13 protein-coding genes are annotated in these 11,837 nt (G+C 60.9%); all 13 read left to right on the forward strand.

The annotated features are described in order from the left end of the window. The first annotated feature begins 2 nt into the window (after positions 1-2). The 13 genes from tmk (at position 3) to araG (ending at position 11,832) form a co-directional block, all read left to right on the forward strand. The gene (tmk, locus tag RG836_RS03315) at positions 3-635 is read left to right on the forward strand and encodes a dTMP kinase (RefSeq protein WP_310843182.1); all 633 of its coding nucleotides are present in this window, start codon (positions 3-5) and stop codon (positions 633-635) included. Further along, positions 628-1,614 carry a DNA polymerase III subunit delta' gene (locus RG836_RS03320; RefSeq protein ID WP_310843184.1) on the forward strand — a complete coding sequence of 329 codons (987 nt, stop codon included), beginning with the start codon at positions 628-630 and terminating at the stop codon, positions 1,612-1,614. Before tmk ends, RG836_RS03320 begins: the two co-directional genes overlap by 8 nt. A 41-nt stretch (positions 1,615-1,655) precedes the next feature. After that, on the forward strand, positions 1,656-2,012 hold the full coding sequence (locus RG836_RS03325) for a PilZ domain-containing protein (RefSeq protein WP_310843186.1): 357 nt from the start codon (positions 1,656-1,658) through the stop codon (positions 2,010-2,012). Positions 2,013-2,024: 12 nt separating this feature from the next. Next, a complete protein-coding gene (locus tag RG836_RS03330) occupies positions 2,025-2,810 on the forward strand; it encodes a TatD family hydrolase (protein ID WP_310843187.1) in 786 nt (261 codons plus the stop codon). Between the two features lie 396 nt (positions 2,811-3,206). Beyond that, positions 3,207-3,845: a TetR/AcrR family transcriptional regulator gene (locus RG836_RS03335; protein WP_310843188.1), complete on the forward strand. Its 639-nt coding sequence runs from the start codon at positions 3,207-3,209 to the stop codon at positions 3,843-3,845. Between the two features lie 149 nt (positions 3,846-3,994). After that, positions 3,995-4,963 (forward strand): GTP 3',8-cyclase MoaA, encoded by a 969-nt coding sequence (locus RG836_RS03340; RefSeq protein WP_310843190.1) that lies wholly within the window; start codon positions 3,995-3,997, stop codon positions 4,961-4,963. Positions 4,964-5,073: 110 nt separating this feature from the next. Next, on the forward strand, positions 5,074-5,679 hold the full coding sequence (locus tag RG836_RS03345) for a DUF4823 domain-containing protein (protein ID WP_310843192.1): 606 nt from the start codon (positions 5,074-5,076) through the stop codon (positions 5,677-5,679). Positions 5,680-5,694: 15 nt separating this feature from the next. Then, the gene (locus RG836_RS03350) at positions 5,695-6,255 is read left to right on the forward strand and encodes a DUF1285 domain-containing protein (RefSeq protein ID WP_310843194.1); all 561 of its coding nucleotides are present in this window, start codon (positions 5,695-5,697) and stop codon (positions 6,253-6,255) included. A 101-nt stretch (positions 6,256-6,356) separates the two neighbouring features. Further along, the gene (locus RG836_RS03355; RefSeq protein WP_310843196.1) at positions 6,357-7,073 is read left to right on the forward strand and encodes a FadR/GntR family transcriptional regulator; all 717 of its coding nucleotides are present in this window, start codon (positions 6,357-6,359) and stop codon (positions 7,071-7,073) included. A gap of 31 nt (positions 7,074-7,104) precedes the next feature. Next, complete coding sequence (locus RG836_RS03360; RefSeq protein ID WP_310843197.1) at positions 7,105-7,980, forward strand: SMP-30/gluconolactonase/LRE family protein; 876 nt, start codon at positions 7,105-7,107, stop codon at positions 7,978-7,980. A 277-nt stretch (positions 7,981-8,257) separates the two neighbouring features. Further along, positions 8,258-9,076 carry an SDR family oxidoreductase gene (locus tag RG836_RS03365; RefSeq protein WP_310843198.1) on the forward strand — a complete coding sequence of 273 codons (819 nt, stop codon included), beginning with the start codon at positions 8,258-8,260 and terminating at the stop codon, positions 9,074-9,076. A 141-nt stretch (positions 9,077-9,217) separates the two neighbouring features. Further along, the gene (locus RG836_RS03370; RefSeq protein ID WP_310843199.1) at positions 9,218-10,222 is read left to right on the forward strand and encodes a substrate-binding domain-containing protein; all 1,005 of its coding nucleotides are present in this window, start codon (positions 9,218-9,220) and stop codon (positions 10,220-10,222) included. A 65-nt stretch (positions 10,223-10,287) separates the two neighbouring features. Next, positions 10,288-11,832: an L-arabinose ABC transporter ATP-binding protein AraG gene (gene araG / locus RG836_RS03375; protein ID WP_310843200.1), complete on the forward strand. Its 1,545-nt coding sequence runs from the start codon at positions 10,288-10,290 to the stop codon at positions 11,830-11,832. The last annotated feature ends 5 nt before the right edge of the window (positions 11,833-11,837 follow it).

Consider the following 11,837-nt stretch of genomic DNA (forward strand, 5'->3'; position numbering starts at 1 on the left):
CTGTGACTGGCTTGTTTATTACCCTGGAAGGCCCGGAAGGCGCGGGCAAGAGCACCAATCGCGAGTACCTGGCCGAGCGCCTGCGCGCCGCCGGTATCGAGGTGCTGCTGACCCGCGAACCGGGCGGTACACCGCTGGCCGAGCGCATCCGCGACGTGTTGCTGGCCCCGGTGGACGAAGTCATGAACCCCGACGCCGAGTTGCTGCTGGTGTTCGCCGCGCGCGCGCAACACCTGGCCGAGGTGATCCGCCCGGCGCTGGCCCGGGGCGCGGTGGTGCTGTGTGACCGTTTCACCGATTCCACTTACGCCTACCAGGGCGGCGGCCGCGGCCTGTCGCTGGAGCGTATCGCGACCCTGGAAACCTTTGTCCAGGGCGACTTGCGCCCGGACCTGACGCTGATTTTCGATTTGCCGGTGGACGTTGGCCTGGCCCGCGCCACGGCGCGAGGTCGGCTGGATCGCTTCGAACTGGAAGGCCGGGCATTCTTCGAAGCGGTGCGCGCGGCATTCCTCGCCCGCGCCGCTGCTGATCCGCAGCGTTACCTGCTGGTGGATGCCGCCCAGCCGTTGGTGCAAGTGCAACAGGCGCTGGACGCCTTGCTGCCGCGCCTGTTGGAGCGTGCCCGTGGCTGAGGCCTATCCGTGGCAAGACAGCCTGTGGCAGACCCTCGCGGGTCGCACGCAGCATGCCCATGCCTATTTGCTCCACGGGCCGATGGGCATCGGCAAGCGTGCGTTGGCCGAACGGCTGATGGCGCGGCTGCTGTGCCAGCGTCCGGTGGGCCTGGATGCCTGCGGCGAGTGCAAATCCTGTCATCTGCTCAAGGCCGGCAGCCACCCGGACAACTACATTCTCGAACCGGAAGAAGCGGACAAGGCGATCAAGGTTGACCAAGTGCGCGAACTGGTCAGCTTCGTGGTGCAGACCGCGCAGTTGGGTGGGCGCAAAGTGGTGCTGATCGAGCCGGTCGAGTCGATGAACATCAATGCCGCCAACGCCTTGCTCAAAAGCCTTGAAGAGCCGTCTGGCGATACCGTGCTGTTGCTGGTCAGCCACCAGACCAGCCGCTTGCTGCCGACCATCAAGAGCCGTTGCGTGCAGCAGGCCTGTCCGCTGCCAAGTGAAGCCATGAGCCTGCAATGGCTGGCCACGGCATTGCCAGACAGCAGCGAAGACGAGCGCGTCGAGTTGCTGACCTTGGCGGCCGGCTCGCCCCTGGCGGCGCTGAAACTGCATACGCAAGGGGTCACTGAGCAGCGCGTGCTGGTGGTCGAAGGCGTGAAAAAGTTGCTCAAGCAACAAATGTCGCCGACCCAATTGGCCGAAGGCTGGAACGCGATCCCGTTATTGTTGTTGTTCGACTGGTTCTGCGACTGGTCGAGCCTGATCCTGCGCTATCAATTGACCCAGGACGAAAATGGCCTGGGCCTGACGGACATGCGTAAGGTGGTGCAATACCTGGCGCAGAAAACCACACAGGCTAAAGTGTTGGAGATTCAGGACTGGATTCTCGCCCAGCGCCAGAAGGTGCTGAGCAAGGCCAACCTCAATCGCGTGCTGTTGCTCGAAGCGCTGCTGGTGCAGTGGGCCGGTTTGCCGGCCCAGCGATAATCGGCGGCGTCTGGACTTGGCGTATTACAGCGGAGGTCAGCATGAATGAACCCCTCAACTCGGGGCCGCGCAACGGCATCCTGTCCCTGACCATCAAGGACAAGTCGGTGCTGTACGCGGCCTACATGCCCTTCATCAAGAACGGCGGCCTGTTCATCCCGACCAACAAGAGCTACAAATTGGGCGATGAGGTGTTCATGCTGCTGAACCTGATGGACGACGCGGAGAAAGTCCCGGTCGCCGGCAAAGTCGCCTGGATCACCCCCAAAGGCGCGCAAGGTAACCGCGCCGCCGGCGTCGGCGTACAGTTCAACGATGGCGACAACACCGCACGCAGCCGAATCGAAACCCACTTGGCCGGAGCGCTTAAGTCCGACCGTCCTACCCATACGATGTAGTTGCTGCCCCTTATGCTTGTAGATTCGCATTGCCACCTTGATCGACTCGACCTCGCCGCCCACGACGGCTCCCTGGACGCCGCGCTGCAGGCGGCCCGCGAGCGCGGCGTCGGCCATTTTCTATGCATCGGCGTCAGCGCCGACAACGCCGCGGATGTGAAGGCGCTGGCCGAGCGCTACGACGACGTCGACTGCTCTGTCGGCGTGCATCCGCTGGACGTCCAGCCCGGCGGAGCCCCTGCATTGGACTGGCTGCTGCGCGAACTCGACCATCCACGGGTGGTGGCGATCGGTGAAACCGGCCTCGACTATCACTACGAGCCAGAAGCCGCCGAGTTGCAGCAGCAATCGTTCCGCCTGCACCTGCAAGCGGCGCAGCAGACCGGTAAACCGGTGATCATCCATACCCGCGGCGCACGGGCCGATACCTTGCAATTGCTGCGGGAAGCGGCGTTGCCCCAGGCCGGCGTACTGCACTGCTTCACCGAAGACTGGGACATGGCCAAGGCTGCCTTGGACATGGGTTATTACATTTCTCTGTCGGGCATCGTCACCTTCCGCAACGCCGATGCGCTGCGTGATGTGGCGAGCAAAGTGCCGGCCGACCGTTTATTGGTGGAAACCGACTCACCGTACCTGGCGCCGATCCCGTATCGCGGCAAACCCAACCTGCCGCAGTACGTCCGCGAAGTAGCGGAATTTCTGGCAATGTTGCGCGGTGAGCCCTACGAGCGCTTTGCCGAGCAGACCACAGAAAACTTTTGTCGATTGTTTCCGCTGGCCCATGTAAAAGGCTGAATCGCAGGCAAAAAAAACCCGGGTTCTGGGGGGTGAATCCGGGTTAAGACCATTAGGAGTAAAACAAAGGCACGCGGTCCGTTGGTACCTTTATCGGCTAGACACTTGGGGGAGATGTCACACCGACAGTTCAAGTATTGATCAGGATCGGAATGAGTCCAGTTTAGCCGGGTCGGTTTTTAAACAATTTTGGAATACGCGCGCTTCGGTTGAGTTCTCATTGCCGCTGTGCGGGGCCTGCAGCGCTCTCGCGGTGCTTTGAACAGCAAATCCAGCCCAGGCACTTCACGGGCGAATGAGTGAAGAAACACAGGAATGCGCGGATGATCCGTGCATTTTGCCGCAAGTTAGGCATAATACGCGGCTTCGAATTTTGACCCCTACAGACCTTTTCTTATGCACAAAGAACCTCGTAAGGTCCGTGAGTTTCGTCGCCGCGAGCAAGAAATTCTCGACACCGCGCTCAAGCTGTTCCTCGACCTGGGTGAAGACAGTGTCACCGTCGAGATGATTGCGGATGCCGTGGGTATCGGCAAAGGCACGATCTACAAGCACTTCAAATCCAAGGCAGAAATCTATCTGCGCCTGATGCTCGATTACGAGCGTGATTTGAACGAGTTGCTGCATTCGGCGGACGTCGACAAGGACAAGGAGGCGCTTTCCCGCGCTTACTTTGAGTTCCGCATGCGTGACCCGCAGCGCTACCGCTTGTTCGACCGCCTCGAAGAGAAGGTAGTCAAGGGCAACCAGGTGCCGGAAATGGTCGAGGAGTTGCACAAGATCCGTGCTTCTAACTTCGAACGGCTGACCCTGCTGATCAAGGGTCGCATCAGCGAAGGCAAGCTGGAAGACGTGCCGCCATACTTTCACTACTGCGCGTCCTGGGCGCTGGTGCACGGCGCGGTGGCGCTGTATCACTCGCCATTCTGGAGCAACGTGCTGGAAGATCAGGAAGGCTTCTTCCAGTTCCTGATGGACATCGGCGTGCGCATGGGCAACAAGCGCAAGCGCGACACCGACACGCCCACCAGCTGAGTCATGCGTGTTCGACTGCGCCGTGGATTCACCACGTGAATTCACAACATGGCGCAGTGACCCAGGAATATACTCAGGCTTAGGACTTGCTAAAACTTGATTTCTCAGTCAAGTTTTGCGGGTTCGAACCTCTTCCGCCGGAGCATTCCATGATCGTTGACCGTCAAGGCAGGCGTTTTCGTAATCTGCGCATTAGCCTGACTTCCGCCTGCAACTATGCCTGTACCTACTGCGTGCCCAACGGCAAGCGGTTGGTGGCGGCGCAGGACGAGTTGTCGGCCGACGCCATGGCGCGTGGCGTGGCCTACCTGATCGAGGCGGCCGGGATCGAGCGCTTGCGCATTACCGGCGGTGAGCCGCTGGTCAGCCCCAAGCTTGAAGCCTTCATGGGCGCGGTCGGGCAGATGGGGCTGGCGGACATCAGCCTGACCACCAACGGCCAACTGCTGGCGAAAAAACTCCCGCTGCTGGTGGACGCCGGCATCCGCCGCATCAACGTCTCCCTCGATACCCTCGAGCCTGGCGCCTTTCGCAGCATTGCCCGTGGTGGCGACCTGGCGACAGTGCTCGACGGCATGGACCAGGCCCACGCGGCCGGCCTGAAGATCAAGGTCAACATGGTCCCGTTGCGCGGGCAGAACCTCGACCAGGTGATGCCGCTGCTCGACTACTGCCTGGAACGCGGCTACGAGTTGCGCTTCATCGAGCTGATGCGCATGGGCCATCTGGCCAGCGATTCGAATGCCTTCCTGCAGCAGTTTGTCAGTCTTCAACAATTGCTCAGCCTGATTGGCGAGCGCTACGAATACCTGCAAGCCAACGCGCCGGTTGACGCCACGGCGGTCCGCTACGAAATTCCCGGCCACGGCCACTTCGGGGTAATCGCCAACGAAAGCGTGCCATTTTGCCGGACGTGCTCGCGGTTGCGTTTATCGTCCACCGGTTGGCTGCATGGTTGCCTGTCGTCGAGCAATCGTCACTATGTCGGCGATCTGCTGGACAAGCCGCGTCACCAGGCGCTACCGGCGCTGCAAAGGCTGCTGGTCAAAGCCTTGGGCGACAAGCAGGAGGTGGCGTTCTCCGGGGGCGCGACGGTTATGAAGATCATCGGCGGCTAAAGCTCCATGCATTCCCTTGCTACAGTTGAGGACTGAATCACGGGTCTGGCGCGGAAGCTGCATCCAACGCCCATTCGCCGGTTTTCCGTCACCGGCTTCTGGAGGGTAGGATGCGTAGCCTGGTTTTGCTGCTGGCCGTGATGGCGCTTGGTGGCTGCATGAATGTCAGCGACATGGGAGAGGGCGTTCGCTACCACATGAGCGACGCGGGGTTGCTGGATCATAGTGACAGCCGTCGGGTGAATAACCTGCGCATTCAGCCAGACTCGTTTATCTACATAGCCCAAGGCGCTTTTGCCCCGCCGGGCAGTGCCTATCCGCGACCGAACGTGGTGGCCGAAGAGGCGTTCAACGGTTTTATCGAATATTTCCCGATGGTCCGCCGCGCCCGTGGCCCCGAAGGCCTCGATCAGGCCATGGGCGAAGCCCGTGCGGTCGGCGCGCATTACTTGCTGTACACCCGTTTCGCCAAAGCCGATGACCGCATCGGCAACTCGGATGAATGGCTCGATCAGGAACACGTTGACCGCCTCGGCATCGACAGTGGTGTGATTCAATTGATGTTGATCGAGACCAGCACCCAGTATTTGATTGATACTGCGCGCATCAAGAGTCGTGGCGGTTTACTGACGTTCCACGACAACAAGCCAGAAGACCTGCTGGGCCCGCCGCTGGAGCAATATGCGCGTACGCTGTTGGGCATCAGCGACCAGTAATCGAGGAAGTCCGCCATGAGTGATGCGCACAAAGCCAATGACCTGCTGGGGCAAATCCCCAAGACCAAAGGCCTGCCGCCGGTGCACTTGTGGAACCCGGATTTCTGCGGCGACATCGACATGCGCATCGCCCGCGACGGCACCTGGTATTACCTGGGCACGCCGATCGGGCGCAAGCCGATGGTCAAGTTGTTCTCCACCATCATCCGCCGCGACGGCGATGATTACTTCCTGATCACCCCGGTGGAGAAAGTCGGCATCAAGGTCGACGACGCGCCCTTCGTTGCGGTGACGGTTGAGGTGGAAGGCGAGGGCGAGGCGCAACTGTTGCGCTTTACAACTAACGTCGAAGAAACCGCCGAGGCCGGCGCCGAGCACCCGATCCGCGTGGTGATCGACCCGGTCACCCAGGAGCCCGCGCCTTACGTGCATGTACGGACCAACCTCGAAGCGCTGATTCATCGCAACGTGTTCTATCAGCTGGTCGAACTGGCGGTCAGCCATGAGATCGATGGGCAGCGTTGGCTGGGGGTGTGGAGTAGTGGCGAGTTTTTCCGCATCGGTCTTGAGCCTTAGTCCGCAAAACCCACATTTGTTTTTGCAACTCCTGAAAATCAAATTGACACCCAATCGTATGATGATTAGCGTGGGCCACCGTCGCGCGCCTTGAGGTGCTCATGTCCAGCAGTTTCCATGCGTCTACCGTCGATTGGCTCGGCTGCTGGATCGCCGCCGGCCACGTGCGGCCGGGGGAAACCATCAAGGTCGAGGCCGACCTCGGTGAGCAACTGGGTGTCAGCCGCACCGTCATCCGCGAAGCCATTAAAACCCTGGTCGCCAAAGGCCTGCTCGAAGTTGGGCCGAAAGTCGGTACGCGGGTATTGCCGGTGCGCCGCTGGAACCTGTTCGACCCGCAAGTGGTGGGCTGGCTGTCGCGCAGCGGGTTGCCGGAAAATTTCGTCGACGACTTGCTCGATCTGCGCCGCACCATCGAACCCATGGCCGTACGCTGGGCTTGCGAGCGGGCGACGGTCGAGCAGGTGCAAGCCGTGCAGCGTGCGTACAACGCGTTGGAGCGCGCGGTCGACAGCGATGCTGATTACAACCGCGCCGACCAGGCGTTTCACGAGTGCATCCTGGCCGCCAGCCACAATCAATTCATCGAACAAATGGTCCCGGCCCTCGGCGCCTTGCTGGCGGTGTCGTTCGAAGTCTCGGCGGCCGATCCGGATGAACTGCGCCGCACCTTACCCATTCATAAAGACATGGCTGACGCTATCGCTGCCCGCGACGCCGCGCGCGGGGTGTGGGCCTGCATGACCCTGATTGATAATGCCGACCTGGCCATCAAGCGGTTCTATCCGCAAGTCATGGCCAGCAAGAAAGCCGGCTGATACTCAACAATAAGAACACGCAGGAGGTTGCATGACGTGGACCGCAGTCACTGAACACCGGGCCGGACTGGGCGAAGGCCCGTTCTGGGATCAAGCGACGCAAGCGCTGTTCTGGGTCGATATCATTGGCCAGCAGGCGCTGCGGCTGCAGGGCGCCAACGTGCAGATCTGGCAGATGCCGGAGCACGTCTCGGCGTTCATCCCCTGTGACAGTGGCGATGCGCTGGTGACCCTGAGCAGTGGCGTGTATCGGCTGGATCTGGATTCGCCCGGCCTGGAGCCGCGCCTGACGCTGTTCTGCGTCGCTGATCCGAACCCGGGCAACCGCGCCAATGAAGCCCGCTGCGACGCGCAGGGACGACTGTGGCTTGGGACCATGCAGAACAACATCGGCGAGCAGGGCGAGGACTTGCCCGCGGAGCGGCGTAGCGGTGGCCTGTTCCGCATCGACCCCGATAAGCGCGTCACGCCGCTGCTGCGCAACCTTGGCATTCCCAACACCTTACTGTGGAGCGACGACGGCACGCGAGTGTTCTTCGGCGACAGCCTGGACGGCACGCTGTACCAGCATTTCATCAACACCGACGGCAGCCTCGACACCGCGTATGTCTGGTATGGGCCGGATCAGCGCGGTGGCCCGGACGGCTCGGCCATGGACGCCGAAGGCTTTATCTGGAACGCGCGCTGGGACGGCAGTTGCCTGTTGCGCCTGAGCCCGGAGGGTAAGGTCGATCGAGTGATCGAGTTACCGGTCAGCCGCCCCACCAGTTGCGTATTCGGCGGGCCGGACCTGAAGACCTTGTACATCACCAGTGCGGCCAGCCCGAAGAAACACCTGCTGGATGGCGCAGTGTTGGCAATCGAACTGGACGTTGTCGGAAAGCCCTGTACGAGATTTGCCGGTTAAATCCCAAAATATGGGATGTAAAATTATATATTGAGATTTATCGGGCGCCGGGTTTATAGTCGGTCCCATCAGTTACACGCACTCACACTAAAAAAAACAAACAGGTGAAGTGATGCAACGTTATTCCCGTGCACTGCCGTGTGCCAGCCAGACTCCGGGTCGCTTTTGCGCCCAGGGTTCTCTGCGCCTGTCCTGTTCCGCCCCTGTATTCAGTAGGTCGACCGGCCATTCCCGTAATGCCCGGTTTTCGTCGTGCCTGCGGACAGAGGCTTGATTCATGGCTGAAGCGCTTTCGTTGCCGCCGGTGCCTGAGCCGATTCGCGGCGAGCGACTAAAGAACAAAGTGGTGCTGCTGACCGGCGCCGCTCAAGGCATCGGCGAGGCGATCGTCGCCGCATTCGCCAGCCAGCAAGCCAAGCTGCTGATCAGCGATATTCAAGCTGACAAAGTCGAACGCGTAGCCGCCAAATGGCGAGAGCAGGGTGCGGACGTCCAGGCGTTGCCGGTTGACGTGTCCTGCCAGGCCGACCTGAACGCGCTGGCCAAACGCGCGGTTGAGCGGCATGGGCGGATCGATGTGCTGGTCAATTGCGCCGGGGTCAATGTGTTCCGCGATCCGTTGCAAATGACTGAGGAAGACTGGCGCCGTTGCTTCGCCATCGACCTCGACGGCGCCTGGTTCGGCTGCAAAGCGGTGTTGCCACAGATGATCGAGCAAGGCGTTGGCAGCATCATCAACATCGCCTCGACCCATTCGTCACACATCATTCCCGGCTGTTTTCCGTATCCCGTGGCCAAACACGGTTTGCTGGGCCTGACCCGTGCCTTGGGCATTGAGTACGCCGCCAAGGGCGTGCGGGTCAACGCCATTGCGCCGGGTTACATCGAGACTCAACTCAACGTCGACTACTGGAACGGGTTTGCCGACCCGCACGCCGAGCGGCAGCGCGCGCTGGATCTGCACCCGCCGCGCCGCATCGGCCAGCCAATGGAAGTGGCGATGACCGCGGTGTTCCTCGCCAGTGACGAAGCGCCCTTTATCAACGCGTCCTGCATCATGATCGATGGCGGCCGCTCGGTGATGTACCACGACTGAATTAACAAGGTTTCAGGCGCGGAACTCCGTCTGAAATCCAATCATCATACGATATGACTATTTGATTGCAGTTGCCGTTTCAACCGTTTGATCCAGCTGTACCAGGCTTTCACAACTCTCAATAAGAACAAGGAGTGAGCTATGAATCGTCGTCGTGGGATCCGTTCCCTGGCTTGTGCCGCTTTGGCGGTTACCGCGGTCAGCCTCAGCGCTTCGCTGCTGGCAGCCGACAAAGTAAAAATCGGCTTTTTGGTCAAACAGGCGGAAGAGCCGTGGTTCCAGACCGAATGGGCCTTCGCCGAAAAAGCCGCCAAAGACAAAGGCTTCGAACTGATCAAGATTGCCGTGCCTGACGGCGAGAAAACCCTCTCGGCGATCGACAGCCTGGCGGCTAACGGCGCCAAGGGCTTTGTGATCTGCCCGCCGGACGTGTCCCTCGGCCCGGCGATCATGGCCAAAGCCAAACTCAACGACCTGAAAGTCATCGCCGTGGACGACCGGTTCGTCGACGCCAGCGGCAAGTTCATGGAAGACGTGCCGTATCTGGGCATGGCGGCGTTTGAAGTCGGCCAGAAACAAGGCAATGCCATGGTCGCCGAAGCGAAGAAGCGCAACTGGGACTGGAAAGATACCTACGCGGTAGTCAACACCTTTGAAGAACTGGACACCGGCAAAAAACGCACCGACGGTTCCATCGACGCCTTGAAAAAAGCCGGCCTGCCGGACGATCACATTCTCAAAGCGGCGCTGAAAACCCTGGACGTACCGGGCAGCATGGACTCGACCAACTCGGCCCTGGTGAGACTGCCGGGCGCGGCGAAAAACCTGATCATCGGCGGCATGAACGACAACACCGTGCTGGGCGGCGTTCGCGCCACTGAAGCAGCCGGGTTTGCCGCGACTAACGTGATCGGTATCGGCATCAACGGCACCGATGCCATTGGCGAACTGAAAAAGCCCAACAGCGGCTTCTTCGGCTCGATGCTGCCTAGCCCGCACATCGAAGGCTATAAAACCGCGGAAATGATGTACGACTGGATCACCACGGGTAAGGAGCCAGCCAAGTACACCGCCATGGACGACGTGACCCTGATCACCCGTGACAACTTCAAGCAGGAACTGGAAAAGATCGGCCTGTGGAACTGAGAGCCGATTGATTTCAGCGGCGACCCCGGCAACGGGGTCGCCCGATCTGTGTGATGAGGTGGGTTATGCACGCGCAAGTATCAACACAAGCAAACACCGGCGGCGCCAGCCTGCGCTTCAACGGGATAGGCAAAACCTTTCCCGGCGTCAAGGCACTGGACAACATCAGCTTCGTCGCCCATCCGGGGCAGGTCCACGCCTTGATGGGTGAGAACGGCGCCGGCAAATCCACGCTGCTGAAAATCCTCGGCGGCGCTTACATTCCCAGCAGCGGCGAATTGCAGATTGGCGACCGCGTCGTGGCGTTCAGGTCCACCGCCGACAGCATTGCCAGCGGCGTGGCGGTGATTCACCAGGAATTGCACCTGGTGCCGGAAATGACCGTGGCCGAGAACCTGTTCCTCGGCCACTTGCCCGCCACCTTCGGCTTGGTCAAGCGCGGCGCCTTGCGCCAGCAAGCGCTGGACTGCCTCAAAGGTTTGGCGGATGAAATCGATCCGCAGGAAAAAGTCGGGCGGCTGTCCCTCGGCCAGCGGCAATTGGTGGAAATCGCCAAGGCGCTGTCCCGTGGTGCGCATGTGATCGCTTTCGACGAACCGACCAGCAGCCTCTCGGCGCGGGAGATCGATCGCTTGATGGCGATCATCGGCCGCCTGCGCGACGAAGGCAAAGTGGTGCTGTATGTCTCGCACCGCATGGAAGAAGTGTTCCGCATCTGCAACGCCGTGACCGTGTTCAAGGACGGTCGCTACGTGCGCACGTTCGAAGACATGAGCGAGCTGACCCACGACCAGTTGGTCACCTGCATGGTCGGCCGCGACATCCAGGACATCTACGATTACCGCAGCCGCCAGCGTGGCGCGGTGGCGTTGAAAGTCGACGGCTTGCTCGGCCCTGGCCTGCGCGAGCCGGTGAGTTTCGAGGTGCACAAGGGTGAAATCCTCGGGCTGTTCGGCCTGGTGGGCGCCGGTCGCACCGAGTTGTTCCGCTTGCTCAGCGGCCTCGAACGCAACACCGCCGGACGCCTTGAATTGCGCGGCCATGAGCTGAAGCTGCGCTCGCCCCGCGATGCCATCGCTGCCGGCATTCTGCTGTGTCCCGAGGACCGCAAGAAGGAGGGCATCATGCCGCTCTCCAGCGTCGCCGAGAACATCAACATCAGTGCGCGCCCCGCGCATTCCACCTTCGGTTGCCTGCTGCGTGGCCTGTGGGAAAAGAACAACGCCGACAAGCAGATCAGTGCGCTGAAAGTGAAGACCCCCAGCGCCGCGCAGAAAATCATGTACCTGTCCGGCGGCAACCAGCAGAAGGCGATTCTCGGGCGCTGGCTGTCGATGCCGATGAAGGTCCTGTTGCTCGACGAACCGACCCGAGGCATCGATATCGGTGCCAAGGCCGAGATCTACCAGATCATCCACAACCTGGCCGCCAGCGGCATCGCGGTGATCGTGGTGTCCAGCGACCTGATGGAAGTGATGGGCATTTCCGACCGCATCCTGGTGCTGTGTGAAGGGGCGATGCGCGGCGAGCTGAGCCGCGAACAGGCGAACGAATCCAACCTGCTGCAACTGGCTTTGCCGCGCCAACGCGCCGCTGGCGCGGCGAACTGAAGAGG

This window comes from Pseudomonas rhizozeae (assembly GCF_031583775.1).
Taxonomy (GTDB): Bacteria; Pseudomonadota; Gammaproteobacteria; order Pseudomonadales; family Pseudomonadaceae; genus Aquipseudomonas.